This is a genomic window from Anaeromyxobacter oryzae (genome assembly GCF_023169945.1).
In the GTDB taxonomy this organism is placed as follows: Bacteria; Myxococcota; Myxococcia; order Myxococcales; family Anaeromyxobacteraceae; genus Anaeromyxobacter; species Anaeromyxobacter oryzae.
Window position 1 is genome coordinate 6,409,257 of record NZ_AP025591.1, and the last position, 26,962, is coordinate 6,436,218.

Sequence of the window (26,962 nt, forward strand, 5' to 3'; positions counted from 1 at the left end):
GGCCGGGCAGGCGGTCAGGACGCGAGCTTGCCGGAGGCGTCCTTCTGCCGGGCCGCGTGCATCGCCTCGAGCAGCTTCCGGACCTTCGGGAACCGCTCGCCGAGGGCAGCGACGACCGGCGCCGGAAAGACCACCGCGGCGACCTCCGAGCGGGCGACGAGCGCCGTGGGACGACCCGCGCCGAGCACCCGCCCCTCCCCGAAGAACGCGCCGCGCTCGAGCTGCGCGACCTCGACGCCGCCGACCAGCGCCGCTGCCTGGCCGTCGACGACGAGGTAGAAGCCCTCGTCGGCGTCGCCGGAGACCTGGTCGCCGGCGGCCCAGGTCGCCTGGCGCGCGAGCTGGAGCAGATCCCGGCGCGCCTCCGGGTCGAGCGACCGGAAGAGCAGGCTCGACTCGACGAACGCCGTGGTGGCGAGGTCTCCCCACACCTCGCGAGCCGCGCTGGCCATGGCCGGGAAAGCTAGCATAAGCTCGGATCACCGATGAACGGTTTCGCGGCGATCCTGGCGGCGGTGGCGCTCGCGCAGGGCGAGGCGGGGGATCCTCCGTCCGCGGCGGCGAATCCGCGCCCGGACGCACCCGCGGCGGAGACGCCGGCGCCCGCCGCGCCTCCCTCACCGCGGTCCTCTCCCCCCGCCGCGGCCGCGGAAGAGGAAGACCGGGGGCGCGCGCCCGCGAGCGAGACGGGCACGGGTGGCGGCCGAGGGCCCACGGGCCACGGGACGCGGGGCACGGGCACGGAGAGGCCGGGTACGCTCACGGGCACGGGTACGGGCACGACTCCGCCGGCGAGCGCGACCGCGAAGACTGCGCGCCCCGCCGCCTCTCCCCTCGACCCCGATCGCACCCAGGTCGCTAAGACCGCCCTCGCCTTCCTCGACGCGCTCGTCACCCGCGACGCGGACGCCGTCGCGGCGCTCTCCACCGAGCGCTTCAGCTTCGACGGCGACGTCCGGACCGGGCGCGACGTCGTCCGCACCACCTGGCGCGGGCTCCTCTCCGGCCGGGCCGAACGGGGAGCGCTCCTCGATCTCGAGATCCTGCCCGCCGCGGACGCGGTCGCGCGGCTCGGGCCACCGCCGGCGCGGGTCGCGCCGCTCGCCGCGCGCGGCGGCTGGGTCGCGATCGCGGACGTCTCCGGCCGCGCGGTGATCCTCTTCCTCGTGCGGGACGGCGGCCGGTGGGCCGTCGCCGGGATGCACGACTAGCGCGCCGGCTTCCCGAGGTTCGGGTTCCCGAGCTTCTTCTGGAGCGCGGCGAGGACGTTCGCCGGGACGAACCCGGACACGTCGCCGCCGAACGTCGCCACCTCGCGCACGAGCCGCGCCGAGACGAAGAAGTAGTCCTCGCCCGTCATCACGAACACCGACTCGAACTCCGGCAGGAGCCGCTTGTTCATGTTGGCGAGCTGGAACTCGTACTCGAAGTCCGAGACGGCGCGGAGGCCGCGGAGCACGGTGTGCACGCCGCGCCGCCGGGCGTAGTCGACCATGAGGGCGTCGAACGAGTCGACCTCGACGTGCGGGTCGTTCCCGAGCGCCTCGGCGATGAGCGCCTTTCGCTCGTCCGCCGAGAAGAGCGGCGTCTTCTGCGGATTGTTCGCCACGGCGACGATCAGCCGGTCGAAGATCTTGAGCCCGCGCTGGATGATCGCGAGGTGCCCGTTCGTGAGCGGGTCGAACGAGCCGGGGTAGATGGCGACGCGGGGCGTCCGGGGCATGTCGGGCGCGGAGTATCGCTCACTCGCGCTGGTAGATCGAGATTCCCGTGCCGCCGTAGGTGCGGCGGTCGACGAGCGCGAGCGACCCCAGCCGGTCGGGCGGCGGCCGCCGGGCGTCGTGCTCGGCGACCGCCCGCGCGCCGGGCGCCAGCAGCGGTCCGAGCGCCGCGAGCGCGGTCTCCGGCCCCTCCGCGTAGGGCGGATCGACGAACGCGAGGGCGAACCGGCCCCGCGCGAGCCGCCCGAGCGCCTCCGGGACCCGCCCGAGCACGACCTCGACGCGCTCGCCGAACCCGCACGCCTCCGCGTTCCGGGCGACGATCCCGGCGGCGCGGCGGTCGGCCTCGACGCACACCGCACGCGCGCAGCCGCGCGAGAGCGCCTCGAGGGCCAGCGCACCCGTCCCGGCGTAGAGGTCGAGGACGTCGCCGCCCTCGAAGAACTGCCCGAGCACGTTGAACACCGCGCCCCGGACCTTGTCGCTCGTGGGCCGGGTGGCGACGCCCGGGGGGACGGCGAGGTGCCGGCCGCGCGCCGTGCCAGCGATGATGCGCGTCGTCATCGATCCTCGAGCTGGCGCTCCAGCACCCGCGACAGCTGAAGGGCGCTGCCGGGCGCGCCGAGCGCCTCGAGGAACTGCATCACCTCGAGGTACGCGCGCGCCTCGAGGCGATCGGCGCCCTCGTCCGACAGCTCGCGCGCGGCTTGCTCCAGCCGGTTCGCCCGCGACTCGTCCTCGCCCTCGTCGGCGACGATGAGGTCCCAGGGGATGACGCCGATCGCGCTCGCCGCGGCGAGGCCGCCGTCGTCGCACGCCTTCACGGGCGAGCCCTCCAGGAGCCGGAGCAGGTCGGGCGTGGCCGGGCCGCGCCGCATGACCGGTACGCCGGAGAGCGCGCCGCAGACGCGGGCCAGGGCGGCGACCTGGAGGCGCGCCTCGTCGGGGCTCGCCGGCGCCGGGCAGCGCACGCTCGCGACGTCCGGCGTCGCGCCGCGCCGGGACAGCTCCTCCAGCAGCGCGGCGGCGCGCGCCTGCGCCCCGTCCTCGAGCGGGAGGACGCAGTCGACGCAGATGCCGCGCTCGAAGGCGGCGGCGGCGACCTCCGCGACGACGCGGGCCCGGTCGAGCCGCTCCACCGCCACGACGTCGATGGCGAGGTGCGTCACGCCCGCGTCGACGAGCCGCCACGCCTCGTGGAGCGCGCGCTCGACCTGCGTCGCGCCGTCGCCGTCCACCTTCACCTCCGCCGAGAGGAAGATCGGCAGCCCGGCGGCGAGCTCGTCCGCCGTCCGCGTCACCGCGTCGAACCAGGGCTCCGGGAGCACGCCGGGCGGGAGCGCGAGGCCGAGCGCGGACCGGTGCTCCTTCGCGGCCACGAGCGCCGCCCGGGCGACGCCGGCGATCGGGGCCCGGACCACCGGCAGGACGATGCCGAGGGCGGAGGCGGGGCCGAGCAGATCCCGGAGCGACAGCGGGCACGCGTCGCTTCGCGGCGCGAGCCGCTCGACGACGCTCGCCGGCCGGAAGGCGAGGATCCGCGAGACCACGGCACGGGTATAGCACGGGTGCCCCGGCGCGGGCGGGACGCTCAGTGCTGGTAGTCGTGCACGTGCGCGTAGTCGGCCGACTCGATCTGCAGCGTCGTGTGGTCGATGCCGAAGCGCCGGCGCAACTCGAGCTTCACGGCGTTCAGGATGTCGTCGTTCCTGCCCATCGCGTCGGTGTGGACCACGAGGTGCGCCGAGAGCGCATAGAGGCCGCTGGAGATCGTCCAGATGTGGAGGTCGTGCACCGCGATGACGCCGGCGCAGCACTCCATCTCCTTGCAGACGCAGCCGACGTCGAGGTGCTTCGGCACGCTCTCCATGAGGATGTCGGTGATCTCCAGGATCAGGCGGAGCGCGCCCCAGAGGATGAGCCCGGCGATCGCGACCGACAGCACCGGGTCGAGCCACTCGAGGCCGGGGCGGAGCGCCATCGCGCCGGCGCCGAGGAGGATCGCGACCGAGGAGACCGTGTCCGCCACGACGTGGAGGAACGCCGACCGGGCGTTGAGCGAGTGCTCGCCGTGCAGGAACCAGAGGATCGAGACGTTCGCGACGAGGCCGATGGCGGCGATGATCGCCATGAGGCCGAGCTTGATCGGCTCGTGCGGCGTCCGGAGCCGGTCCACCGCCTCCCACGCGATCCAGATCGACAGGACGAGCAGCGCGCCCACGTTGAGCTGCGCCCCGAGCACCTCCGCCCGGCGGTAGCCGAAGGTCCGTTTGTCGTCGGCCGGCCGCGCCGCGAGCCAGGCCGCCACGAGGGCGAGACCGAGCGCACCGGCGTCGGTGAGCATGTGCCCGGCGTCGGACACCAGCGCCAGCGAGCCGGAGAGCCACCCGCCGACGGCCTCCGCCACCATCACCGTCGCGGTGACCACCAGCGAGGCGCCGAGCCGGCGCATGCTCGCCCCGGCGGCGTGCGCCCCGAGCGCGTGAGCCGACGCGTGATCGTGGTCGTGACCGTGCTCGTGGTCGTGACCGGCCGCGCCATGCGCCTCCTCGATGCCGTGTCGGTGCCGGCGAGCGCTCTCGCCGTGCGAGTGGCCGTGCGACATTCCGCTTGAACCTCCGTCTCGCGATAGTCTACGCCATGCACCTCGCGGCCGACACCGGGGGCGGAGCGGGCGGCGCCCGCCCGGCCGCGGCCCCGCCAGGGGCCGGGAGACGGATGGACCTCGAACACCACCAGACGCAGGCGCCGGACGGGACCCGGATCCACTGGACGAGCCTCGGCGAAGGGAACCCGGCCGTCGTGCTGCTCGACGGGATCGGCTGCGCCGGGTACGTGTGGCGCCACCTCGAGCCGGCGCTCGCCGCCGGGCACCGCGTGCTCCACCCGCAGTACCGCGGCCACGGCCGCTCGGACGCGCCCCGCGATCCGGAGCGCGTCGGGCTCGATGACCTCGTGGCGGACCTCCTCGCCGTGCTCGACGACGCCGGCGAGCGCCAGGTCGTCCTCGTCGGCCACTCGATGGGCGTGCAGGTCGCGCTGGAGACGCATCGCCTCGCGCCGCGCAGGGTCCGGGGCCTCGTCCTCCTCTGCGGCGCGCCCGGGCACCCCATCGACACGTTCCACGACTCGCCGGCGCTCAAGATCGCCTTCCCGTTCGCACGGGCGCTCGTGGAGCGCTGGCCCGACGCGGCACGGACCGCGTTCCGCGCCGTCGTCTCGACGGAGCTCGCGATGCAGTACGCGCTCGCGTTCGAGGTGGACCGCAGCCGCGTCGATCGCGCCGATCTCGAGCGGTACTTCGCGGATCTCGCCGCCGTGGATCCCACCCTGTTCGTGCGGATGCTCGCGTCCGCCGCCGCGCACGACACCACCGACCACCTGCCCGCGGTGGACGTCCCGGCGCTCGTGATCGCGGGCGAGCGGGACTCCTTCACGCCGGTCCGGCTCTCGGTGCGCATGCACGAGGCGATCCCCGGGAGCGAGCTGCTCGTCGTCCCCGGCGGCACGCACGTGGCGCCGCTCGAGGCCCCGGCGCTCGTCGCCGACCGCGTCCTCCCTTTCCTCGACGGCCCCGTCGCCGCTCGTCGCCGCGCCGCCCGCCCGCGCGCCCGCCGCCGGACCCCGCGCCGCCCCCAGAGGTGATCCCTGCGCACCCCCGTCGCCCTCGCGGCCGCCCTCGCGGCGGCCGCGCTACTCCCCGCCCGTACCGCCGCCCAGCTGTACGACCCGGCGTACCGCTTCCGCACGATCGAGACGGAGCACTTCCGCGTCCACTTCCACCAGGGCGAGGAGCCGCTCGCGCAGGAGGTGGCCCGCGCCGCCGAGCGCGCGCACGCCGTCCTCTCCCCCCTCCTCGGCCACGCGCCCGCCGCGCGGACCGAGGTCGTCCTCTCCGACGACACCGACGACGCGAACGGGTCCGCGACGCCGCTGCCCTACGACACCATCCGCCTGTACGCGGTCCCGCCGCCGGATCTCTCCGAGCTGAACGACTACCGGGACTGGGTCTCCGCGCTCTTCTTCCACGAGTACGTCCACATCCTGCACCTCGACAACGTGGGCGGCCTGCCCGGGCTCTGGAACCGGGTCTTCGGCCGGCTGTGGTTCCCGAACGGCGTCGTCCCGGGCTGGATGATCGAGGGGCTCGCGGTGTCGCACGAGGGCGACGGCGAGCCGCCCGGCGCCGGCCGGAACGCGAGCGCACTCTTCGACATGTACGCGCGCGCGCTCGCGACGGAGCCGCCGGGATGGCCGCCGCTCGACGACGTGTCGAACCCGAGCGTCGACTGGCCGCTCGGGAGCGTCCCGTACCTCGTCGGCGGCCGGTTCATGGCGTGGATCGAGGCGCGCGCCGGTCGCGCCGCCCTCGCCGGCTACCTCGCGGACCAGGGCTCCCGGGTCTGGCCCTACGCTCCCGGGTTCGGCGCGGAGCGCTGGTTCGGGAAGGACTTCCTCGGCCTCTACGCGGAGTACCGCGCGGCGGAGGAGGCGCGGTTCACCGCGCAGCTCGCGGAGATCCGGACGCGGCCGGTGACGTCCCTCCGGCGGCTCACGACGCACGGCGGCCAGGCGGGGACCCCGCGGTGGTCGCCGGACGGCTCGTTCATCGCGTACTTTCGCCACACGCTCGACGGGCGCGGGGGCGTGTTCCGGATCGCGCCCGACGGGCGCGACCTCGGCCGCGTGGCGACCATCGACGCGAACGGCGCGCTCGCGCTCCGCTCCCCGCGCGAGGCGGTCGTGGCGGTCACCGAGGTCTGGCGCGAGCACCGCGTCTACGACGACCTCTGGCTGCTCGAGCTCCAGAGCGGTCACAGGCGGCGCCTCACCGACGGCGCCCGCGCCACCGATCCCGCCGTCGCGCCGGACGGCGCCGCGGTGGTCTACGTCGCGCGCTCGGTCGGAGGGGCGATGCACCTCGCGCGGCGCCCGCTCGCGGGCGGTCCGGAGGAGGTCCTCTTCTCGCGCCCCGGCGCGCAGCTCTACGCACCCGCGGTGTCACCGGACGGCCGCCGCGTCGTGTTCGCGATCCACGACGACGGACGCCGCGACCTCGCCCTCTGGGAGGACGGCCAGGTCCGCCGCATCACCGACGACGACGCCATCGACGCGAGCCCGGCGTGGACGCCGGACGGACGGTACGTCCTCTTCTCCTCCGATCGCGGCGGCGTGTACGACCTGTACGCGTGGGAGGCGGCCACGGGCGCCATCCGCCAGGTCACCAACGTGGAGTCCGGCGCGTTCCAGCCGGCGGTCTCGCCGGACGGGCGCACCATCGCGTTCGTCATCTATTCGCGCGCCGGGTTCGACCTCGCGTCGATCCCGTTCGACCCGGCGACGTGGCTCGACCCGACCCCGGCGGCGGCCCCGATCGCGATGCCCGCGCCCGAAGCGGCCCCCCCGCTCCCGACCCGACCCTACTCGCCCTGGCGGACGGTCGCGCCGCACTGGTGGTTCCCGGTCTGGGGCTCCGACGGCGCGGGCAACATCTTCGGCGCCGCGACCGGCGGCACGGACGTGCTCGGGCGGCACGCGTGGGCGGCTCAGGCGTGGTGGAGCGCGAGCGGGCACGAGCCCGGGTACGCCGTCGCCTACGCCGGCGGCTGGTCGTGGCCGCAGCTGGACCTCTCGTCCTCGCGGATCCTCGACACCGCACCGGGCGGGACGCGAGGCCTCGAGGCGGACACGAGCTTCGCCGCAGGGCTCACGTTCACCTTCTCCCGCCTGACCTCCGACCTCGCCCTGCGCCTCGGCTGGGCCGGGACGATCTACGACGTCCTCGGCGAGTCGCGGCACGCCCCCACGTCGGACTTCCTGGGCTACGGGGACGGCTTCCTGTCCGACCTGTCGCTCGGGATCGTCTACTCGGACGCGCGCCGCTTCGTACACTCGATCTCGCCCGAGGAGGGCCGAACCGTGAGCCTCGGGCTCGCCGCGGCGGGCCCCGAGGTCGGCAGCGACTTCTCCGTGGCGCGGGCGCGCGCGGGCTGGTCCGAGTACCTCCGCGTCCCGGGGACGCGACACGCCGTGCTCGCGCTCCACGCCGGTGGCGGCGTCGCGCAGGGCTCCATCGGCGGCCGCGCGCCGTTCGAGCTCGGCGGCGCGTCGACCGGCAATCCCCTGTCCCTCGTCCTCGGCACCGTCGCCGCCCCGTCGGATCAGCTCCGCGGCTACCCGGTGAACGACCTGCGCGGCACGGGGCTCGCGATCGCGAACGCGGAGCTCCGGTTCCCCATCGCGACGCCCGTGTGGGGTCACTCCACCTGGCCGGTGTTCCTGCGCCGGCTCCACGGGGCCGCGTTCGCCGACCTCGGCGACGCATTCGACCTTCCGGGCGAGCTCCCGTTCGCGGGGCACGCGTTCGGCGCCGACCAGCTCAGGCTCGGCGCCGGCGCCGAGCTGCGGGCCGAGGTCGTACTCGGCTACTGGATCGTCACCGACGTCCGGCTCGGCGTCGCCCACGCGTTCGGGCGCGTCTTCGCCGGCGAGGTGAGCGACCCGACGGTCGGGAACCTCAGCGTCTACCTGACCGTCGGCCCGTCCTTCTAGAGGCTCTACGCCTCGCGCGGCCTGCGGAGCGCCTGGGCGATGCGGAACGGCGCGTACAGGAGCGTCCGGGCGAGCCGGAGCGAGTCCTGGACCAGCTCGGCGAGGATCGCCGAGACCGGGACGCCGATCTCCCGGGCGCGGTGCTCGGCGGAGTCGATCTCCGCCATCCGCTCCACGGTCTCGCGCTGGGCGCGCCTGGCCCGCTGGCTCTGCGCCGCGGTGCCGCCGATGAAGCGCTTGCCGCCGGGCGCCCCGCGACGGAGGTCCGCCTCCTGCCGCGCAAGGGAGTCCTTGGCCGAACCCGGTCGATTCTTCACTGCCATGCCTGCAACCTAGGCGCGCCGCACCGCGGCGGCGACCCGCCCGCATGTCGGTGCTTGCGACCCGGCCCGACCGATGCTAGAAAACGCGCGCTTCGGGCTTGCCGACATAGCTCAGATGGTAGAGCAACTGATTCGTAATCAGTAGGTCCCCAGTTCAAGTCTGGGTGTCGGCTCCAAGTTTTCCTGAGTACGTTCAGGCCCTTGAAGGCCCGTTCGACTGACCGTCGAACGGGCCTTTTCTTCTCCTGGTACGGCGAACACCCACGGGACACCCAGCCGCTCTGGCGCCCGTCTGCCGCCGCCTTCGTGCGACTACACAGAGCAGGCGACGATGGGAATCGAGAGGCAGCGCGTCTCGCGAATGGGGCGCGACGTGGGCGAGCAGGCGCGAGATCGTGCGACGACGCGCTCGACCCTAGTTCCCCGACGTGGTCTCGTTGCAGACGATGGGACCTATCCTCGCGCTAATTGTCACGGTGTCATCATCCGGCTCGGACGCCGCCGTGCAGCAGTACCGCGGCGACGCCGCGGGCGCGCTCCGGAAAGCGCAGGCCGCGTTGGGTTCCGCGCCCCACGATCCTGTCGCTCGCTTCGCGGCGACGTGCGCCGCCATCGAGCTCGGTGACCATCGCCGTGCAGAGGGCCTGCTCGCGCCGCTGGAAGGCGTGGAACGGCCGCCGCCGCGAGCTGCGGTCCTCCGGCGGCTCATCGAGCGCCGTCGAGGGTCGTCGCAGGCGCCGTTGATGCAGGATCTCGCTCTCGCCTGGAGGGATGCGGGTCGCCCCGATCTTGCCGGCGCGGACCCCGGTGTGGCGGATGCTCCGCAGACGGCTCTTCCGGCGCTACCGACGTCAGTTTCCCTGACTGCGGCGGAGCGTCTCCTGATCGCCCCGCCGGATGGCGCCGACGAGCAGCGGGCGCTCGCGCTGGCTTCCGCAGCGGAAGCGGACCGCAACGCACTCGTCGCGAACCTCCAGGTGCTCGGGATGCTCGGGATGCAGACATGCCCCGCGGATCCCTCAGAGCAACGAAGGGCGGTCGCGCGCGCGGTGGAAGCTGCGGCCCGGTCCGTGCCCGGGAACGGGTTCGTCACCGTCGCGGGCTGGCTCGCCGGCTGCCCGAAGCGGCTCGACCCGGACGGCGTGGCGTTGCTTGCGAAGGCGGCGGCGAGTTCCGAGTTCCGGTACCCGCGCGAGCGCGCGTTCCGTGAGATCCAGGCGATCAGTGAGCGTGCGGATCGCGCGAACGCCCGCGTCCGTGCGATCTCGGCGTGGTTGGCGCTCGACGTACCGCTCATGCGGCTCGTCGCCTTGGCCGAGGCGATCGAAGACGCCCAGACCCGGCGCGCCGCAGGTCGCGCCATCGCGGCGATCGGGTTCCGCATGATGGACGGCGACGCCTGGCTGGAGCGTCTCCAAGGAGCAACGCTCGCGCAGAAGGGCGCCCGGCTTGCGGAGGACGAGGGCGAGACTGCTCGCGTTGGCGCCCGGGTCGAGGCGGAGCGCGCAGCATATGCAGAGTGGTCCGCCACGATTCGGTCCATGGGAACTTGGCCGTTCGCCGCCGCGTGGCGGGAGTGGACTCCCGATGAGGTCGGCGCGGCTCGCCGCCTTCTCCGGGTCCTATCCGAGTTCGTTCGGTAGCATCACACACCCCCTGCACCGGGGAGGACCGTGCCAGCGAAGGCGCTCACCGAGAGTCGAAAGTCCATCTACCTGGACTGGAGCACGTTCGTTGATGCGTTCCGCGGCATTGACGCACCGGCGAACGACCCCGCCCGTGCGCTCCACGACCTCGTCGTGCGGCTCTCAGCGGGTGAGAACCTGTGCTTCTCGCTCACGCACGTCTGGGAGCTCCTTCACCAGGAGAACCCCGCCTCCCGCGTCGCGATCGCGCGCTGGCTCGACCGGCTCGATCTCGTGTGGGTCTACTCCGACAACGACGTGATCAAGCGGGAAGTCCTGCACGCCGTCCTCGACGCCGTTCGGGGGACGAAGACCCCGGCGCCGCTCCCGGCGGCCGCGTCGTTCTTCTCGCTTTTCGAGGCATGGGATGCCGAGAGTCTCGGTTACGCGCTCGCGCACCCCACGCTCGCCGACTTCGTTGACGTGGCCGGCTCGGCGCCGTCGCTGATGGCACGCCTCGCCCGGTTCCGTGAACTCTCGGTGCAGAGTGCACGTCGCCTTTACGACGACCGCATCACCGGGTTGCAGCAGGTGGACCGCGCGGCGATGGAGGAGGAGCTGGATCGGAAGGTGCGCGCGAACCTCCAGGTCGACGTGGCGGAAGCAGCCGCGCTCCTTCGAAAGGACCCCGCGTCGGGGTTCCACCGAAACCAGAGCGGCATTTTCGTCGCTCCCACCGACGCCGAGGTGGCCGCGGCGGTGAACGGCTTCCCGGATCTCACGGTTCTCCCGTTCATCTTCCTCTTCCACCGGGCTCTCAGAGCCATGTCTTTCGAGATCATCGCGCGGCCGAGCACGGCATCGCGGGCCTTCGAGCAGCAACGTGGCGATCTCTACGACCTCACGCATCTCGTCGGAGCGGCCTACGCGGACGTCTTCACCTGCGATACGCGAACGGCGCGGCGCCTCGACAACGGGCGTGACCTTCTCGGACGGCCACCGCCGATCACTGCCGTGGGCGGTCCCGCTGCCGTTGCCCAGCATATCGAGGCGCAGGTGGCGCGTTGACGCCGCCCGACGCTCCAGCGCCGCAATGCCGACACCCAAGGCCGAGTTTGGGACCTACTGATTAACCAATCAGTAGGCTCTCAGACGAAATCCGGTAATCAGTAGGTCCCAAGGAGAATGAGCGAATCACCCAAGGAACACCCAGAACCAGGGCCACAGGGGCTCAAAACGCAGTCTGCACCCTGCGTAAGCACGGAATCTGAAAGGGTTTTGGAATGAGGGGCCAGATTCGTAATCAGTAGGTCCCCAGTTCAGGTCTGGGTGTCGGCTCCAGTCTTCACGGGCGCTTGGCCAACCGGTCGAGCGCCCGTCTTCTTTCTGGGCCGAGGCGACCGAGCTGCGCGCGCCGCACACGCCGTCCTCACCCCTTCCGCCGCGCTACCTCCCCGAGCAGCACGTCAAGCTCCTCGAGCGGCGGCGGCTTGGGCAGGTGGGCGTCGAACCCCGCCGCGAGCGCGGCCTCGCGGTCCGCGGGCTGGGCGTAGCCGGTGAGCGCGACGGCGAAGACGGGCGTCTGCGGCGCGCTGGAGCGCACGGCACGGATCACGTCGTGGCCGCTCATGTCGGGCAGGCCGACGTCGCAGATGAGGACGTCGGGAGCGCGCGCGGCGACCGCCTCGATGCCGGCGCGGCCGGTGCCGGCCGTCGAGACCCGGTGGCCGCCGAGCGCGAGGAGGTCGGCGAGGGTCGTCGCAGCGTCCTGGTTGTCCTCGACGATCAGCACCGACAGCCCCATCGCCTCTGGATCGGCTCGCGACGCCACGGCGCCGTCCGGAGGGGCCGCCTCGAGCGGGAGGCTGATGACGAACTCGGCGCCCCGGCCCGGGCCGTCGCTCTCGGCCCGCACCTCGCCGCCCATCCGATCCGCCAGATCCCGCACCAGCGCGAGCCCGAGCCCCACCCCCCCGTGCCCGTGCCGGGTCCGCTCGGACTGGACGAACGGGTCGAAGATGCGCTCCAGGTCGGCCGCGTCGATGCCGAGCCCGGTGTCGCTCACCGACACCTCGCAGGCTCCGCCGCGCCGGTCGACCCCGACGCGCACGCGACCGCCGGGCGGAGTGAACTTGAGCGCGTTGCTGAGGAGGTTGCCGACCATCTGCGACAGGCGCGCCGCGTCCACGTCGACCCAGAGCGGCTCGCCGGCCTGGGAGAGAAGGAGATCCACGTCGCGCTCGTCGAACAGGGATCGCGCGTCCTCCCAGGCGCGACGCACCACGTCTCGCGCGTCCACGCGATCGACCTGGAGCTCGATCTTCCCGTGCGTGATGCGGGTGAGGTCGAGGAGGTCGTCGACCAGGCGAGCGAGGTGGTCGGCCTGCCGGCGCAGGACGCCCAGCGCGCGGCCCGCCGCGTCGCTCCCGGCCGGCGCCCGCTCGATGACGCGGATGCTGTTCCGGATCGGCGCGAGCGGGTTCCTGAGCTCGTGCGAGAGCACGGCGATGAACTCGCTCTTGCGCCGGTCGGCCTCGCGCAGCGCGTCCTCGGCGTGCTTACGCTCCGTGACGTCCCGGGTCGTCCCGGCGATGATCTCGACCTCGCCGTCGGGGCCGATGACCGGCGTGAAGATGTACTCGTAAACGCCGAAGTGCCCGGTGCGCGGTGCCTTGAACGGGACCTCGCCCTTGATCGGAGCCTTCGTCTCGATCACCTGGGCGATCTCGCGCATGTGCATGTCGTGGTGCCACTGCTCGTAACCGAGCTCGCGGCAGGTCTTGCCGACGGCGTCGGAGAGCTTCATGCCCCATACCTCGAGCAGGCGCCGGTTCGCGTACAGGAACCGCCCCTGCCGATCGAAGAGGTAGACGAAGTCCGGCGTGGTGGAGGCCACCCCGTCGAACAGCCGGACCTGGCGCTCGTAGCGCTCGACGGCGCGGCGCAGCTCCTCCTCGGTGCGCCTCTGCTCGGAGAAGTACGCGTCGAGCGCGGCCTCCGTCCGATCCAGCGCCTCCTCGGCGCGGGTCTGATCGGTGATGTCCTCGATGACCGCGAGCGCCGACGGCGGATCGAACGGAACGGTCGGGAGCTGCACGACGCGCCCCCGCCACGCCGCGTCGGGCTTCCCCGGGACGGGCGCGCGCCACCGCTCCACCTCCCACGGCTCGCCGGTCTCGAGGACGTGCAGGAGCCGGGTCCGCGAGCCGCTCGCGGCAGCCTCGGGGAACACCTCAGCGTAGGTGCGGCCGAGCATCGGCGTGCCGGGCGCGATCGCCTGGTACGCCGGGTTGACGAGCGTGAAGCGGAGGTCGCGCCCGGTGACGACCGCGATGCACGTCTGCGCGTGAGCCACGACCGACGCGAGCAGCTCTCGCGAGGGACCCGCGCCCGGCGACTCCTTCGGCGGTGAAAGGGACTCGCGCCTCACCTCGCGCGCCGTGATGAGGAGCCCCGTCCCGCCCTCCATCGGCACCGGGGCGATGCTTCCCTCCCACCACGTCTCCCGGCCCTGGACGCGCTGCGCATGGCGCGGCACGTCGACCCGATGTCCGGCGCGTGCCCGGGCGTGCAGCGCGAGCGCCAGGTCTCGCGTCTCGGGGAACAGCTCGATCACGTCCGCCCCGAGGACCTCGTCCACCGGGAAGCCCGTCGAGCGGATCCACTCGGCGTTCGCCCGGAGGACGCTGCCGTCCGGCGCGACCAGGCAGCGGCCCACCCCCGGCTCCTCGAAGAGGAGGTCCGTCAGCGCGCTCGCGGCGAGCTCCTGCCTCACGGTCATCGGGATTTCCCTCGTCCTCGTCGAGCGCTCGCGCCGAGAACGTAGTCACTCGCTGGCGCCCGGGCGGGTGCCGGACGGGCCATCGCCCTACTCGAGCGCTCGCTCGACGCGCTCCGGAGCCGGCGGCTTCGGGATGTGATCGTCGAAGCCCGCCTCCGCTGCCTTCGCCAGGTCCTCGGGCTGCGCGTAGCCGCTGACGGCGACGAGGCGCAGGCGGCGGTCGTGGGCGGCGCGGAGCGCCTTCGCGACCGCGTAGCCGTCCATCCCCGGCAGCCCGATGTCGCAGAGCACCACGTCCGGCGGGTCGCTCCGCGCCTTCTCGACAGCGCTCGGGCCATCGAACGCCGTCTCGGCCTCGTGGCCCAGCAGCTGCACGAGCTCGGCGAGCGTCTCGGCGGCGTCCCTGTTGTCGTCCACGACGAGGACGCGCCGCCGCCGCGCGGCGCCGGGCCGCGGGCCCTCGGCGGCCCGGGGCGCGCGGTGCGCGCCGCCGGCGAGCGGCAGCTTCACGACGAACTCCGCCCCGCGCCCCACGCCCTCGCTCGCGACGGCGACCTCCCCGCCGTGCGAGGCGACGAGCCCCTTCACGAGCGCGAGCCCGAGCCCGAGCCCGCCCTCGCTCCTCGCCAGCGTCTGCTTCGCCTGGACGAACGGCTCGAACAGCGTCCCCTGCACCTCGGGCGCGATGCCGGCGCCATCGTCGGCGACCCGGATCACGGCGCGGTCTTCCTCCACGCCGACCGACAGCGACACCCGCCCTCCCGACGGCGTGAACTTCGCAGCGTTCTGGAGGAGGTTCCCGACGACCTGCGCGAGCCGCGTCTCGTCCGCGTTCACGACGACGGCGCCAAGCGGGATCGCCACCGCGAGCTCGAGGCCACGCTCCTGCATCAGCGCTCGGTGATCCTCCGCAGTCCGGCGGACCAGGGCCGTGAGATCCGTGTCCGCGCGATGCAGCTGGACCTTGCCGCGGGCGATCCGGGTCACGTCGAGGAGATCGTCGACGAGGCGCGTGAGGTGCGTCACCTGACGGTTCGCGACCGCCTTCGCCCGGTGCGCCTTCAGGCCCGCGGGATCGGTGCGGTCGAGGATGTACAGCGCGTTCCGGATGGGGGCGAGCGGGTTCCGCAGCTCGTGCGAGAGCATCCCGAGGAACTCGTCCTTGCGGCGATCGGCCTCGCGGAGCCGGTCGTTCGCCGCGCGCAGCGCCGCCTCGGCGCGCTTCCGCTCGGTGACGTCCTGGATCGCCAGCAGGCCCGTGGCCGCGAGCCCGGCCTGGGGCGGGACCACGACGCCCGAGTAGCTGAAGATGCGCTCCCAGCCGAGCCGCTCGTTCCGGACGACGATCTCGTACTCGTGGAAGGTCTCTCCGTTCAGCAGACGCGGCAGGGGCCACCGCTCGACGGGGATCGGCTCGCCGTCCAGCGTCCGGAGCTCGTGCTCGGCGACCAGGGTCTCGAGGAACCTGTGCTCGTCCTCTTCGGCCCGGTAGCCGTGGATCGCCAGCGCCTCCCCGTTCCACTGCAGGGCGCGGGTCGAGAGGTCCGCGACGATGAGGCCGGACGGCAGGTTCTCGATGGCGGAGCGGAACCGCTGCTCCGCCGCGCGCAGGGCCTCGTCGACGCGCCTCTGCGCCGTGACGTCGGTGAAGACGACCGCGAACCGGCGTGGAGCCGGGCTGAAGCAATAGACGCTGAAGTGCCGGTCGAGGTCGCGGTTGTAGCTCTCGAACCGGACCGGCTTCCCGGAGAGCGCGACGCCGCAGTACGTGTCGATCCACGCCCGCTCGATCCTCGGGAGGACCTCCCGGATGGGCCGCCCCTCGACCTCGCGACGCCTCAGGCCCGACTGCCGCTCGAAGGCGTCGTTCATCTCGAGGAGCCGGAAGTCCGGCGCCGCCCCGTCGTCGCAGATCGCCTCGCCGATCGCGAACCCCTCCGTCATGCTCTCGAAGAGCGATCGGTAGCGCTCTTCGCTGCGGCGAAGCTCCTGCTCGATCTCCTTCTGGCCGGTGATCTCGACGACGGTCGCCCCCACGCCGACCACGCTGGCCCCGTCCCGCACCGGGTAGTACGAGACGCGCCAGGTGCGGCGGACCCCCGGCGACCGCGGCGTGTAGCCCTCGACCTCCACGTCGAGGGCGGCGCCCGTGTCGCGCACGCGACGAAGCTGGTCGGCGACTTCGGGGTTCTGGTCGGGCAGGACCTCGAGGACGGTCTTCCCGACGTGATCGGCCGCCGGCACGCCGTTGATCGCGGCGAGCGCGGCGTTCACGCGGACGTACCGCAGCTCCGCATCGAACAGCGCGAGGCCGACCGGCGCCTCCCAGAGCGCGTCCAGCTGAGCAGCGGCGTCGAGCAACCTTCCCCCCCGTTCCGGTTACCGACGCCAGAACAGCGGGGGTGCGCGGGCCTATTCCTACATCGGAGCACAGGGGGGGGGCACGGACGGCAGAACGCCGGACGCGAGCTTCACGCTAGAACCGCCCGGCGATCCCCAGCCCGCCTGGCGCGGGCACGAGCGCGAGCGGCGCCGCCTGCCTGCTCCGACGGTGGAGGAGCGGGACGGCGGTCCCGACGGCGAGCCCTGCCGCGGCGCCCACCATGACGTCGGACGGAAAGTGGTTCCCGCCGGCGATCCGCTCGAGCCCGACGCTCACGCCCCCGACCGCGACCGCGAGCCAGGGCCAGACCGTCTCGCCGTAACGGAATCGCGCCGTCCAGGCGGCGGCCGTGAGCGCCGTGACGACCCCGCTCGTGTGGCCGGAGTAGAAGGCGCGGTAGGAGCCCGGCTCGTGGACGTACTGCGGATCGTTCGCGTAGGCGAGCGGGATCGGGCGCTGCACCGAGTACTTCACCGCGGTCACCAGGGCGGCGTTCACGAGGAGCGCCTCCGCGAACACCGTCACGTCCTCGAGGAGCGGCCGCGTCCACCCGAGCCGGGCGGCGTCGAGCACGAGGGGACCGCCGACCGCGACGCCGAGCGTGACGTTCGAGGCGACGTCGGCGGCGTGGCTCTTGTTGCCGATCGCGAACCGCTCCCACCGCGGCACCTCGGACGGATCGCACGGACAGCGGAGCCGGATGATTCGATCCTCGAGCAGCCACGGGACCAGCGCGGCCAGGCCGGCCGCCCCCGAGATGGCGACGTCGAGGGGCAGGTCCACCCGGTAGACGCTCGCGTCGTCGCCGGGCGGCTCGCGTCCCCGGGCGGCGCCCGGCGACGCGGCGACGAGCGCCGCGACGGCGATCGCGAGGGAGAGACGCATCGGACCGGCGGTATCCGCCCGGCGGCCCGGCCGCACGCGCGACTCGGGCCCGTGTGTCGACGTGCCGCGCCCGGCGCGACCTCCGGATCCGCCTATCGCGCGGCGGTCGCGCTCGACTCGCCGAGGTACTCGCGGATGAGCGCCCATTCCTCGCGCGACATCGCGACGCGCCGCTCGTGCATCTTGACCGACGCACCGACCCAGCCGCTCCGGCGACTCCTCGCCGACGGGACCGCGTGGCACGTCCCGCACTTCCGCTCCGCGAGCGCGACCGCGGAGCGCGCCGGCGCCGGGACGGCGGCCGGAGCGGCCGCCGCACGGGGCGCCGCCTCGACCCACCCGGCCGCGAGGACCGCCACGACGAATGCCGCGCGCCGTGACCTCGCGGTCGCGCGCGGCGCCCGCGTCTCGAGGTTCTCTGCCGCGGGGGGATGCTCGACGCCGTTCCGTTCCAGGGGACGCTCTCCGTGCCGGGGTGCTGCCGTGATCCCGTCGATCGACTTACCGCGCCTTCGTCTCACCGCAACGACAGCGCACACGACCGATGCGGTCTCCAGCAGACGACGGCCGCCAGCAAACGTTGCCGACGTTCTTTCAAATCGATGCGGCTTTTGCGTTGACGTCGATCATCCCGGGGGAGGTCCAAGCGCGCAGCCCCGTTCGGTGGTCGCAAACGCGCGTGATTGTCGCGATCTAGCGCCCTGCCCTGCGACCGACTCCCGCGATCACGAGACGGACCGATGGCCTCACGCAGGCGCCGTGGCCGCGCCGCGCCGCGGGGCCCGTGCGGCACCTGCACGATCCTGGATCGACGAAGCACGACGGCCCGGCGGGAACACCCACCGGGCCGCCGCGATCACCGGAACCCGCTCGCTACTTGCCGCGCACGGAGCGGACCGCCTTCGCGGCCGCGCTGAAGACGCCGGCGATCTGCGCCTCCGCGAGGCACGAGAACGCGATCCGCAGCTCCCGCTTGCCGAGGGCGATGGTCCCCACGCCGTGGTCGTCGAGGAGCCGCACGCGCACGGTGTCCGCGTCGGCGTCCTTGAGGCGCAGGCACATGAAGTAGCCGCTGTTGAACGGGTAGACGTCCCAGCAGTCGGCGTACTCGGGCTTGCGGCACTCCTTCGCGACGACCTTCGCGCGGGCGCGCAGAATCGCCACCTTCTCGGCCTGCTGGGCGCGGAACTCGGGGTCCGAGAGCGCCTTCAGGACGATGGACTGACCGGGGTTCGAGATGTTCGACACGTACCCGCGGATGAGGCCGGCGGTCTTGTCCTCGAGCGCCTTGTACGCGGCGGCGGTGCCGTTCTTCACGCCGAACGTGATGAAGCCGACGCGGAGGCCCCAGACGAACTCCTCCTTCGTCGCGCCGTCGATCTTCACGGCCAGGAGGTTGTCGGAGGCCTTCGCGAGCCGCCCGAAGAGCGACTCGGTGGTGCACGCGTCGTCGAACAGCATGCCGTAGTACGCGTCGTCCACGCAGACGACGAGCTTCGTCCCGGCCTCGGCCTCGGCCGTGAGCGCCTTCGCGATGCCCTCGGCCTCGGCCCTCGTCGGCGTGTAGCCTGACGGGTTGTTCGGGAAGTTGAGCGCGACGACGAGCTTCTTGCCGCGGTACCTCGCGAGCGCCGCGGTGAAGCCGGCGAGGTTGAAGCCGGTGAGCTTCTCGTCGAAGAACGGGAAGTAGTCGAACCGCGCCTCGAGCCGGGTGTCCCACGAGAGCTCGTAGTTCTCCCAGTGGAGCTCGCTCGTGAGCACCGGGTCGCCCGGGTCGAGGAAGAGATCCCCGACGAGGCCGAGGCCGTGGGTCAGCGCGTTCGTGACGACCGGGCTCGAGGTGAGGTGATCGCCGAGGCTCGGCGTCTCGGCGCGCTGCTTCTTCGCCCACGCCGCGCGGATGTCGGGCCGGCCGTAGCTCGGCGCGTAGTCGTAGATCTCGGAGGGCGTGAGGCCCTGGTAGTACCTGTCGACGCAGGCGAGGTGCATCGGCGCGCCGTTCTCGGTGGCGATGCCGACCGTCGCGTTCGCCGTCTTCGCCTTCTGCTTCGCCTCCGCGCCCTGGGCGAGGATCCCCTTCGCGGGGAAGAAGAAACGCTTTCCGCGCGCGCTCAGCAGGTCGAGCACGACGGGGCAGTCCTTCGCGAGCGCGTCGTTCGCGGTCTGGGCGAGGGGATGGAGGGCGGAGGGGCTCATCGGGGCTCCTGGGCGGTTTTGCGACACGAGGTCGGGGGAGGTGAATGGTGCACGACCGGCGCGCCCGGTCAACCCACTCGTTTCGCCCGGGGCGCCACCGAGGCGGCGTGACCTTCGGCCGCCTGGCCGCATGGTGCCGCCTCCGGCTATGAGTGGGGTGCCCGGGGGGGCTCTCTCATGATCGCCAGGACCGTGCGGAGTCTGCGCCGCGAGCGGCTCGCGCTCGCCGTCTTTCTCGTCGTGCTCGGGGCCGCGCTCGCCTCCTGAGTCGCTCACCCGGGACCCGGACGCCGGGCCGCCCATGGGCTAGATTGGCGATGGCTCGGCGCGCTCTCGACGGGGGCACGACCCGCTGACCCGCGAGTCGGTGACACGACTCAGGCGACCGTCATTCCTGCCGAATTCGACCGATCTCCCAAGATTGACCGTGGGGGAACCCGGGGCTACCATCCCGCCCGCTTCCGCAGGTTCCTTCCACCGCGAGGCAACCAACCATGGCCGTTCGCAACGGGAAGAAGAGCTTCTACGAGGAAGCGATGGAGACCTTCCACCGCGCCGCGGATCTCATCCAGATGAACCCCCGCGTGCGGATGGAGCTCGAGGAGCCGGACTTCGAGCACATCTTCTACGTCACCGTCGAGACGCGCGACCGCCTGGTCCCGCTGGAGACGGACGAGCTGAAGCCGTTCCGCGATCTCCCTCCCTCGGACGTGAAGGCCGCCGACGCGCTCGAGCCCCTCGCCGACGGGAAGTACGTCCTCCACCGGCGCGCCCTCCTCAAGGCGGACATCACGATCCGCCAGGGTGTCATCAACATCCCGGGCAAGGGCTTCTTCCGGATCGAGAAGGGCGGTCCGAGGAAGTTCAAGGCCTACCGCATCCAGCACAACCAGGTCCGCGGGCCGTACAAGGGCGGCATCCGCTACCACAAGGAGTGCTCGCTCGATCTCTTCAAGACGCTCGCCGCCGACATGACCTGGAAGACCGCGATCTCCGAGGTTCCGTTCGGCGGCGCGAAGGGCGGCATCCGCATCGATCCGTTCGCGTACTCGAAGGAGGAGATGGAGCACGTCACCCTCCGCTACGTCTACAAGCTGAAGAACCTCATGGGCCCGTTCCTCGACATCCCGGCGCCCGACGTCGGGACGAACGGGGAGATCATGGCGTACATGATGCGCCAGTTCACCGACGGTGAGCGCGAGCACCACAAGCTGCGCGGCGTCGTCACCGGCAAGGACGTGCGCATCGGCGGCTCGGAGGGGCGCGTCAAGGCGACGGGCCAGGGCGTCGTCTACTGCATCGAGGAGTGGGCTCGCGAGCGGAAGCTCGAGCTCAAGGGCGCGCGCGTCCTCATCCAGGGCTTCGGGAACGTCGGCTCCGCCACGGCGGAGATCCTCTCCGCCCTCGGCGCGAAGATCGTCGCGGTGAACGACGTGAACGGCACCATCCAGCGCGACGCCGGGCTCGACGTCGCGGCGCTCGTCCACCACGTGCACCAGAACCCGCAGAACCTCCGCCGCACCGTGGCGGGGTTCCCGGGCGGCACCGCGATCTCGAAGGACGACTTCTGGGGGATCGACGCCGACATCCTCGTCCCCGCCGCGCTCGGCGAGGAGATCGACGGCCCCGTCGCGGAGCGGCTCAAGGTGAAGCTCGTGGCGGAGGGCGCGAACGGCCCGACGACGCGCGAAGGCGATCGCGTCCTCGGCGCCCGCGGCATCGAGGTGATCCCGGACATCATCTGCAACGCCGGCGGCGTCACCGTGTCGTACTACGAGTGGCTCCAGAACCAGCGCCTCGAGCACTGGAGCGAGGCCGAGGTGAACGGCCGCCTCGAGCAGGCGATCAAGAAGAACTACGCGATCATCCGGGACATCGCCCGGAACCGCCCGCAGCGGACCCCGCTCTACGACTCGCGGCCGTACTGCGTCGGCCAGACCGTGGACGTGCGCACCGCCGCGATGATCCTCGCGCTGAAGCGCATCGAGGCGCACTACCTCATCGAGGGCTTCTCGCAGTAGCGGCGCGAGCCGTCACTCCGGATCGCCGGCGACCGCCGCGAGCAGCGGCTCTCGCCGGCGCTCCAGCAGGCGCGCCGTGGCCGGCAGCGCCGCCCGGTACACGAGGGCGCCGGCGAGGCCGAGCGCCGCCCAGAGCGCCACGAGGAGCGGCGGCGACTCGAGGCGCAGCGCGACGAGCACGGGGACCGCGAACAGCCCTGCGCCCCCCGAGACGATCGCCATGCCCGCGAGCGCCGACACCGGCGAGAGCCGGCTGCCGCGCTGGAGCGTGAACGCCGCCGCGCGCGGGTTCAGGATCGAGACCACGTTCCCGGCCGCCAGGAACCACGGGGCGATCCCGGCGTGGAGGGCGACGGCGGCCGCGAGCGCCCAGCGCGGCGGCGCCCCTCCGGCGGCGACCAGCAGCGCCGCGGCCCCGGCGAAGATCGCGAGCGAGAGCCCGTACGCGGCGAGGTTCTTCGCCCGGAGCGCGTCGGCCGGCGGCACGGGGGCGAGCACGTAGAGGCGCGCTCCGCCGCGGTCCCAGCCGAACGCGTTCAGCCAGTACGGCTCGGTGGCGAGGTGGGCGTAGAGCGCGAATCCGAGGAGCGGGACCGCGCGGATCACCTCGCCCGCCTCCGCGGGGATGCGGGGCGCGACCTGCCAGCCGACGACCCCGGCGAGCGCGGGCACGACGACGAGGAGGACCGCCGCGAGCGGGTGCCGGAGCAGGAGCTTCGCGTCCTTCTCGACGAGCGCGCCGAGGCGGCCCGGCAGCCGCCAGCCGAGGCCGGCGCGCGCACCCCGCGCCAGCCCGCCCTCGCCGCCGGAGAGCGCCTGCGCGAGCGCGAGCCGGTACGCGAGCAGCGCAGCGGCCGCGCCCGCCGCGAGGAGCGCACCGAGCCACGGGAGCGCCGCCGCGAGGCGCCCCGCGTACAGCGCGCGGGCGGCCTCGGCGGCGAAGGCCGGCGGGAACATCACCCAGCGAAGGGCGCGGACGCCGCGGGCCACGTCGAGGAGCCGCCGGGAGCCCGCGCCCCACGCGACGAGGGCGGCGCCGCCGGCGTAGATCGCCGCCACCGCGAGCGTCCGCGCGCCGCGGCGGCGGAGGAAGCGCGCGAGCAGCTCCTGCAGCAGCGCCACCAGGCACGCCGTCGCGGCGACGAACGCCGCGTACACGAGCGCGAGCGGCACGAGCCAGACGCCGGGACGCGCGACCGCCGCGCCCGCGAACGCGCCGCCGAGGAGGAGGCACCAGAAGACCGCGAAGGGATCGCCGAGGACGGAGCCCGCGAGGCCGTACGCGTACAGCCGCGCGGGGGCGATCGGATAGACGAGGAACCGGCGCAGATCGACGGCCTCGCCGTCGGAGACGGAGAGCGCGATGGCGGTCCACGCCTGCCACACGCCGAAGAAGAGCGCGACCGTTGGGACCTGCGCCCGCAGCCCGTCGCCGGCGCGCACCGCCTGGAACGCGGCCCAGCCGGCCGCGGCGGCGAACACGAGCCCGGCGGGGATCGCCACGGCGAACGCGACGATCCGCGCGACGAGATCCGGGATGCCCTGGCGCCCGCGCAGCCGGCGCCACAGCAGGCGGAACCGCAGCTCCGCGAAGGCCGACAGTCGGGCGCCGTGGCCCTCCCCTGCCGGCGCGGCGGCCGACGCCGCGCGCGCGACGGTCCCGGCCGCGCCGCCGCCCGCGGCCGGATCCGCCCTCACGTCCGCGGCCCCTCGCCGAGCCACGAGAGCCCGGGCCGCGGCGCCCGCTCCTCGCCGACGGTGCGGATGAAGACCTCCTCGAGCGATCCGGCCCCCCGGACCTCCTCGAGCGTCCCCTCCGCCACGAGGCGACCGCCGTGGATGATCCCGACGTGGGTCACGAGCCGCTCGACGACCTCGAGGACGTGGCTCGTGAGGAAGATCGTCATCGCGCCGCGGGCGACCAGATCCTGCAGCATCCCGCGGATCCCCGAGACCGCCAGCGCGTCGATCCCCTCGAACGGCTCGTCGAGGAAGAGCAGCCGCGGGCCATGGATGAGCGCGCACCCGAGGGCGAGCTTCTTCTTCATGCCGTGGCTGTAGTCGCCGACGAGCTTGCCGGCGTGCGCCGTGAGCTCCAGCGCGTCGAGGAGCTCGTCCGTGCGCCGCGCCGCGACGGCGCGCTCGAGGCCGTACAGCTGGCCGTGGATGCGGAGCTGCTCGGCGCCGGAGAGGCGGTCGAACAGCGCGAGCCCGTCGGGCACGACGCCGACCTGCCGCTTCACCCCGAGCGGATCCGCGTCGAGGTCGTGCCCGAGCACGCGGGCCCGCCCCGCGGTCGGCGCGAGGAGCCCCGTCAGCATCCGGATGGTGGTGCTCTTGCCGGCGCCGTTCGGCCCGAGGAACCCGTAGAACGCGCCGACCGGGACGTGCAGCGCGAGGTCCTGCACTGCGGGCCGGCCGTCGAAGCTCCGCGACAGGCCGTGCGTCTCGATGGCGAGCATGTCCCCGCTTCGGGTAACACGGCGCCGGGGGGGCGGCAAGGCGACGGCGCGGAGCGCAGATTTCCAGGTGAGCCCCGCGGCGTGCGGGGCGTTCGGGGGCGGCGGAAGCGCCGCCCGCGCCCCTCTCAATGCACCTGCAGCGCCGACTCGGGCTCGAGCTCGAAGTAGAGGAACCGGATCCCCATCCCGCGCATGGCGAGCGGACCGCGCTCCGCGGCGGGGGCCCGGCCGAGCAGGTGGCACACGTACCGGACCTCGGCGACCGCGATCATGTCCCCGGACTCCGAGGGGAACGTGATCTTCACCTGCGTCCCGATGGGCTGGGGCGCGCGCGTCTCTACGAACATGCCGCCCTCGGAGATGTTCCGGGCGATGCCGAGGCCGCAGCCGCGATCGCCTTCCAGGTAGACCCGGAACACCTTGTCGAGCCGCGGCGCGCCGCGGCGCTCCGTCACCGGCCCTGCCTCCACCTTCCGCGCCTCACGCCGTCCCCAGAGCATCCGGTGCCTCCTGAAGATCGGAGCGACTCTAGACGGGTGGTTCGATGTAGGCAAATTTCCGACCTTGGTACACCTGTAGGTTCAGATACCGCCCGATGACCGAATTCCCGCGCGCTACACTCGCCCCGGAACCTGGCAGCCCCACCCGAGGCCCCTCCATGCGCGTACCCCTCGCCCTCCTGCTCGCCATCCTGGCCCTGCCCCGCCCTGCCGCCGCCGGCGGTGACTTCGACGCGCTGGAGGCCGCCGCCGAGCGCGTCGATGCGCTCGAGCCGTTCCTCGCGCGGTACGTCGGACGATGCCCGGACAGCATCGAGAAGCGGGTCTGCCTGGAGAACGTCGCCGCGGCGCGCCGGTCGGTCGCCGGGAAGACCTTCGTCGTGCGGATCCCCGACGCGACCAGCCTCGTGAAGCCGCAGCTGCGCGACGGGGCCTTCCTGCTCCTGTTCACGCCCTTCGTCGACGGCGGCGGGCTCGCCCTCACCCACGGCGCGCCGACCGGCCAGGACCGGGCCGGGCAGCCGCTCATCGGCCTCATCCCGATCAAGGGGACGGTCCCGCCAGGCGTGATGGACCTCGAGTTCGAGAGCCCGTTCCGCACGGGCGCCGTCGAGCTCGAGATCGTCTTCCGGCCGGAGCGCACCTGGAAGCTGGCGCGGAAAGGCGAGGCGGGCAGCTACGAGGGCGTCGCCGCCCGCTTCCTCGGCGTCCGCCTCATCGACGCGCGGACGGGGACGCCGATCGTCGCGAAGGTGCTGTAGGGACGGCGACGCTTCACCCTCATCCGCTCGCCCCCGAGCGTAGCGCCCGCTGCACGGGCGCCACGCTCAGGGCGAACGGGAACCTGCTACTGCCTCCCGCCGACCGGCACGGCGACGAAGACCGCCTGGTCGCCGCGGCGGACGCGCAGCAGCACCATGTCACCGTCCTTGAGCTTGCCGACCGCGGCGCGCACGTCGTCGGGCTTCTTCACCGGGCGGCGGTTCACCTCGAGGATGAGGTCGCCCTTGCGGATGCCGGCGCGGTCGGCCGGTCCACCGTCGACCACGTCGACCACCGCGACGCCCTCGTCTCCGGAGACGCCGAGCTGCCGGGCGAGGTCCGCGGTGAGGGGCGCGAGCGAGACGCCGAGCTTCGGCGTCTGATCCTTCGCAGGCCCGCCCTCCCCCTCGCCCTCGCTCTCGCCGCGGCCGACCGCGGACTCGTCGTCGGGGCGCTGCGCGACCTTGATCCCGAACTGCTTCCGGTCACCGCCGCGGACGACGGTGAGGTCGGCGCTGCCGCCGGGCGGGATGAGCGCGACCGCGCGGGTGAGGGAGCCGGACGAGTCGATCGGCTTGCCGTTCAGCCCCGTCACGACGTCGCCGGCCTGGATGCCGGCCTTCGCCGCGGGCGACTTCGGCACCACGTTCTGCACGAGGGCGCCCTTCGTCCCCTGCGGCAGCCCGAAGGCCTGGATCAGATCTGGCGTCAGCTCCGACACGGACACGCCGAGGAAGCCCCGGGTGACCTTCCCCTTGTCCTTGAGCTGCGGGAGGATCGCCTTGGCGAGATCGATGGGGACCGCGAACCCGATGCCCTGGCCGATCTGTGGCGACACGATGGCGGTGTTGATGCCGACCACCTCGCCCTTCAGGTTGAAGAGCGGCCCGCCGGAGTTGCCGGGGTTGATCGCCGCGTCGGTCTGGATGAAGTCGTCGTAGGTGCCGCCGGGGTTGATCCCGGCGCGGTGCTTCGCGGAGACGATGCCGAGCGTCGCGGTCGCGCGGAGGCCGAACGGGCTGCCGAGCGCGAGGACGTAATCGCCCTGCCGCAGGTTCTCCGAGGAGCCGAGGACGAGCGTCGGGAGGTTCTTCGGCGGGTTCTTGAGCCGGATGAGCGCGACGTCCGTGAGGGGGTCGGTGCCGACGACCGTCGCGACGAACTCGCGGCCGTCGTCGAGGGTCACGCGGATGTCGCTCGCGTCCTTCACCACGTGGTTGTTCGTCAGGATGTAGCCGTCCCCGTTCAGCACGAAGCCGGAGCCGAGCGACGACCCCTTGAACTCCTCCGGCGCCTCGGGCGCGGGGCGCCCGAAGAAGCGCTCGAAGTAGTCCTCGTAGCCGTCGTCACCCTGCCCACCGGGGCCGCCCTGTCCGTGTGGGTTGCGCGGCGTCCCGCGCGGTGCGCGACTGACCCGCGGGTGCTTCGTGACGGTGGTCGTGGAGATGTTCACCACCGCCGGGCGGAGCTTCTCGATGAGCGGCGCGAGCGACATCTGCGCCGGCACGCTCGCCTCGGGTCCGGTCGCCGCGGCGTCGCGGAAGAGCTGGGCCGTCGGCGCGTCGCGCGCCCCGTCGGTGGCTGCGCGCCCGTTCTGGGAGCACGCGAGGATGGCGAGCACGGTCGCCGACACGGCGACCGTCACGGTCAGGAAACGGCTGATGATCCGGGGCATGTCCCCTCTCCTGGATGTTCGAGTCGATCGGTGCGTCACCATCGGCTGGAGGACGCTCGGGCAGGGATTCTATTCC

At 73.1% G+C, this 26,962-nt stretch carries 22 protein-coding genes and 1 tRNA gene; 8 read left to right on the plus strand and 15 right to left on the minus strand.

Features of this window, described 5'->3' with window-relative positions:
- Nucleotides 1–14 precede the first annotated feature (14 nt).
- Nucleotides 15–452, minus strand: coding sequence for a Crp/Fnr family transcriptional regulator (locus tag AMOR_RS28180; protein WP_248356980.1), 438 nt, complete (start codon nucleotides 450–452; stop codon nucleotides 15–17).
- A gap of 33 nt (nucleotides 453–485) precedes the next feature.
- Here AMOR_RS28180 and AMOR_RS28185 point away from each other — a divergent pair, with 33 nt between their 5' ends.
- Nucleotides 486–1,211, plus strand: a complete 726-nt coding sequence (locus AMOR_RS28185; RefSeq protein ID WP_248356987.1) for a Cif family virulence factor — start codon at nucleotides 486–488, stop codon at nucleotides 1,209–1,211.
- On the opposite strand, the gene coaD is transcribed toward AMOR_RS28185, so the two are convergent.
- The 4 genes from coaD to AMOR_RS28205 are packed head-to-tail and all read right to left on the minus strand — an operon-like array spanning nucleotide 1,208 to nucleotide 4,326.
- Entirely contained in the window at nucleotides 1,208–1,723 is a 516-nt protein-coding gene (gene coaD / locus AMOR_RS28190; protein ID WP_248356992.1) for a pantetheine-phosphate adenylyltransferase, read from the minus strand. The genes AMOR_RS28185 and coaD overlap by 4 nt on opposite strands.
- A 19-nt stretch (nucleotides 1,724–1,742) precedes the next feature.
- A complete protein-coding gene (gene rsmD / locus AMOR_RS28195; protein WP_248356998.1) occupies nucleotides 1,743–2,285 on the minus strand; it encodes a 16S rRNA (guanine(966)-N(2))-methyltransferase RsmD in 543 nt (180 codons plus the stop codon).
- Nucleotides 2,282–3,271, minus strand: coding sequence for a hypothetical protein (locus AMOR_RS28200; RefSeq protein ID WP_248357000.1), 990 nt, complete (start codon nucleotides 3,269–3,271; stop codon nucleotides 2,282–2,284). The genes rsmD and AMOR_RS28200 overlap by 4 nt, the downstream gene beginning before the upstream one ends.
- Nucleotides 3,272–3,312: 41 nt before the next feature.
- On the minus strand, nucleotides 3,313–4,326 hold the full coding sequence (locus AMOR_RS28205; RefSeq protein WP_248357001.1) for a cation diffusion facilitator family transporter: 1,014 nt from the start codon (nucleotides 4,324–4,326) through the stop codon (nucleotides 3,313–3,315).
- Between the two features lie 113 nt (nucleotides 4,327–4,439).
- Here AMOR_RS28205 and AMOR_RS28210 point away from each other — a divergent pair, with 113 nt between their 5' ends.
- Nucleotides 4,440–5,366 (plus strand): alpha/beta fold hydrolase, encoded by a 927-nt coding sequence (locus AMOR_RS28210; protein ID WP_248357007.1) that lies wholly within the window; start codon nucleotides 4,440–4,442, stop codon nucleotides 5,364–5,366.
- 165 nt (nucleotides 5,367–5,531) lie between these two features.
- Nucleotides 5,532–8,273 carry a BamA/TamA family outer membrane protein gene (locus AMOR_RS28215; RefSeq protein WP_248357009.1) on the plus strand — a complete coding sequence of 914 codons (2,742 nt, stop codon included), beginning with the start codon at nucleotides 5,532–5,534 and terminating at the stop codon, nucleotides 8,271–8,273.
- 5 nt (nucleotides 8,274–8,278) lie between these two features.
- On the opposite strand, the gene AMOR_RS28220 is transcribed toward AMOR_RS28215, so the two are convergent.
- Nucleotides 8,279–8,596, minus strand: a complete 318-nt coding sequence (locus AMOR_RS28220; protein ID WP_248357011.1) for a translation initiation factor IF-2 — start codon at nucleotides 8,594–8,596, stop codon at nucleotides 8,279–8,281.
- Between the two features lie 100 nt (nucleotides 8,597–8,696).
- On the opposite strand from AMOR_RS28220, the gene AMOR_RS28225 reads away from it, so the two are divergent.
- The 3 genes from AMOR_RS28225 (at nucleotide 8,697) to AMOR_RS28235 (ending at nucleotide 11,289) form a co-directional block, all read left to right on the plus strand.
- Nucleotides 8,697–8,772: transfer RNA gene (locus AMOR_RS28225), tRNA-Thr, on the plus strand.
- Between the two features lie 327 nt (nucleotides 8,773–9,099).
- Nucleotides 9,100–10,239 (plus strand): hypothetical protein, encoded by a 1,140-nt coding sequence (locus AMOR_RS28230; RefSeq protein ID WP_248357012.1) that lies wholly within the window; start codon nucleotides 9,100–9,102, stop codon nucleotides 10,237–10,239.
- 30 nt (nucleotides 10,240–10,269) lie between these two features.
- The gene (locus tag AMOR_RS28235) at nucleotides 10,270–11,289 is read left to right on the plus strand and encodes a hypothetical protein (RefSeq protein ID WP_248357014.1); all 1,020 of its coding nucleotides are present in this window, start codon (nucleotides 10,270–10,272) and stop codon (nucleotides 11,287–11,289) included.
- Nucleotides 11,290–11,650: 361 nt separating this feature from the next.
- Here the strand turns inward: AMOR_RS28235 and AMOR_RS28240 are convergent, their stop codons facing one another.
- The 5 genes from AMOR_RS28240 to AMOR_RS28260 form a co-directional block, all read right to left on the minus strand.
- On the minus strand, nucleotides 11,651–14,002 hold the full coding sequence (locus AMOR_RS28240) for a hybrid sensor histidine kinase/response regulator (RefSeq protein WP_248357021.1): 2,352 nt from the start codon (nucleotides 14,000–14,002) through the stop codon (nucleotides 11,651–11,653).
- A gap of 87 nt (nucleotides 14,003–14,089) precedes the next feature.
- Nucleotides 14,090–16,363: a hybrid sensor histidine kinase/response regulator gene (locus AMOR_RS28245; protein ID WP_248357023.1), complete on the minus strand. Its 2,274-nt coding sequence runs from the start codon at nucleotides 16,361–16,363 to the stop codon at nucleotides 14,090–14,092.
- 115 nt (nucleotides 16,364–16,478) lie between these two features.
- On the minus strand, nucleotides 16,479–17,270 hold the full coding sequence (locus AMOR_RS28250) for a phosphatase PAP2 family protein (RefSeq protein ID WP_248357029.1): 792 nt from the start codon (nucleotides 17,268–17,270) through the stop codon (nucleotides 16,479–16,481).
- A 92-nt stretch (nucleotides 17,271–17,362) separates the two neighbouring features.
- The gene (locus AMOR_RS28255) at nucleotides 17,363–17,629 is read right to left on the minus strand and encodes a hypothetical protein (RefSeq protein WP_248357031.1); all 267 of its coding nucleotides are present in this window, start codon (nucleotides 17,627–17,629) and stop codon (nucleotides 17,363–17,365) included.
- 514 nt (nucleotides 17,630–18,143) lie between these two features.
- The gene (locus AMOR_RS28260; protein WP_248357038.1) at nucleotides 18,144–19,466 is read right to left on the minus strand and encodes an aminotransferase class I/II-fold pyridoxal phosphate-dependent enzyme; all 1,323 of its coding nucleotides are present in this window, start codon (nucleotides 19,464–19,466) and stop codon (nucleotides 18,144–18,146) included.
- Nucleotides 19,467–19,960: 494 nt separating this feature from the next.
- On the opposite strand from AMOR_RS28260, the gene AMOR_RS28265 reads away from it, so the two are divergent.
- Nucleotides 19,961–21,487 carry a Glu/Leu/Phe/Val family dehydrogenase gene (locus AMOR_RS28265; RefSeq protein WP_248357040.1) on the plus strand — a complete coding sequence of 509 codons (1,527 nt, stop codon included), beginning with the start codon at nucleotides 19,961–19,963 and terminating at the stop codon, nucleotides 21,485–21,487.
- A gap of 12 nt (nucleotides 21,488–21,499) precedes the next feature.
- On the opposite strand, the gene AMOR_RS28270 is transcribed toward AMOR_RS28265, so the two are convergent.
- The 3 genes from AMOR_RS28270 to AMOR_RS28280 form a co-directional block, all read right to left on the minus strand.
- Nucleotides 21,500–23,185 (minus strand): hypothetical protein, encoded by a 1,686-nt coding sequence (locus AMOR_RS28270; RefSeq protein ID WP_248357042.1) that lies wholly within the window; start codon nucleotides 23,183–23,185, stop codon nucleotides 21,500–21,502.
- Nucleotides 23,182–23,949 (minus strand): ABC transporter ATP-binding protein, encoded by a 768-nt coding sequence (locus tag AMOR_RS28275; protein WP_248357044.1) that lies wholly within the window; start codon nucleotides 23,947–23,949, stop codon nucleotides 23,182–23,184. Before AMOR_RS28275 ends, AMOR_RS28270 begins: the two co-directional genes overlap by 4 nt.
- A gap of 125 nt (nucleotides 23,950–24,074) precedes the next feature.
- Nucleotides 24,075–24,449 (minus strand): PilZ domain-containing protein, encoded by a 375-nt coding sequence (locus tag AMOR_RS28280; protein WP_248357051.1) that lies wholly within the window; start codon nucleotides 24,447–24,449, stop codon nucleotides 24,075–24,077.
- Nucleotides 24,450–24,607: 158 nt separating this feature from the next.
- On the opposite strand from AMOR_RS28280, the gene AMOR_RS28285 reads away from it, so the two are divergent.
- Nucleotides 24,608–25,210: a DUF6066 family protein gene (locus AMOR_RS28285; protein WP_248357053.1), complete on the plus strand. Its 603-nt coding sequence runs from the start codon at nucleotides 24,608–24,610 to the stop codon at nucleotides 25,208–25,210.
- Between the two features lie 86 nt (nucleotides 25,211–25,296).
- On the opposite strand, the gene AMOR_RS28290 is transcribed toward AMOR_RS28285, so the two are convergent.
- A complete protein-coding gene (locus AMOR_RS28290; RefSeq protein WP_248357054.1) occupies nucleotides 25,297–26,886 on the minus strand; it encodes a trypsin-like peptidase domain-containing protein in 1,590 nt (529 codons plus the stop codon).
- Between the last annotated feature and the right edge of the window lie 76 nt (nucleotides 26,887–26,962).

What these genes read in the sequence shown, in the direction of transcription:
- AMOR_RS28260 (WP_248357038.1), bottom strand. Translation starts at nt 19,466, where the DNA reads ATGAGCCCCTCCGCCCTCCATCCCCTCGCCCAGACCGCGAACGACGCG.
- AMOR_RS28250 (WP_248357029.1), bottom strand. Translation starts at nt 17,270, where the DNA reads ATGCGTCTCTCCCTCGCGATCGCCGTCGCGGCGCTCGTCGCCGCGTCG.
- AMOR_RS28185 (WP_248356987.1), top strand. Translation starts at nt 486, where the DNA reads ATGAACGGTTTCGCGGCGATCCTGGCGGCGGTGGCGCTCGCGCAGGGC.
- AMOR_RS28180 (WP_248356980.1), bottom strand. Translation starts at nt 452, where the DNA reads ATGGCCAGCGCGGCTCGCGAGGTGTGGGGAGACCTCGCCACCACGGCG.
- AMOR_RS28205 (WP_248357001.1), bottom strand. Translation starts at nt 4,326, where the DNA reads ATGTCGCACGGCCACTCGCACGGCGAGAGCGCTCGCCGGCACCGACAC.
- AMOR_RS28240 (WP_248357021.1), bottom strand. Translation starts at nt 14,002, where the DNA reads ATGACCGTGAGGCAGGAGCTCGCCGCGAGCGCGCTGACGGACCTCCTC.
- AMOR_RS28275 (WP_248357044.1), bottom strand. Translation starts at nt 23,949, where the DNA reads ATGCTCGCCATCGAGACGCACGGCCTGTCGCGGAGCTTCGACGGCCGG.
- rsmD (WP_248356998.1), bottom strand. Translation starts at nt 2,285, where the DNA reads ATGACGACGCGCATCATCGCTGGCACGGCGCGCGGCCGGCACCTCGCC.
- AMOR_RS28220 (WP_248357011.1), bottom strand. Translation starts at nt 8,596, where the DNA reads ATGGCAGTGAAGAATCGACCGGGTTCGGCCAAGGACTCCCTTGCGCGG.
- coaD (WP_248356992.1), bottom strand. Translation starts at nt 1,723, where the DNA reads ATGCCCCGGACGCCCCGCGTCGCCATCTACCCCGGCTCGTTCGACCCG.
- AMOR_RS28265 (WP_248357040.1), top strand. Translation starts at nt 19,961, where the DNA reads ATGGCCGTTCGCAACGGGAAGAAGAGCTTCTACGAGGAAGCGATGGAG.
- AMOR_RS28210 (WP_248357007.1), top strand. Translation starts at nt 4,440, where the DNA reads ATGGACCTCGAACACCACCAGACGCAGGCGCCGGACGGGACCCGGATC.
- AMOR_RS28290 (WP_248357054.1), bottom strand. Translation starts at nt 26,886, where the DNA reads ATGCCCCGGATCATCAGCCGTTTCCTGACCGTGACGGTCGCCGTGTCG.
- AMOR_RS28285 (WP_248357053.1), top strand. Translation starts at nt 24,608, where the DNA reads ATGCGCGTACCCCTCGCCCTCCTGCTCGCCATCCTGGCCCTGCCCCGC.
- AMOR_RS28280 (WP_248357051.1), bottom strand. Translation starts at nt 24,449, where the DNA reads ATGCTCTGGGGACGGCGTGAGGCGCGGAAGGTGGAGGCAGGGCCGGTG.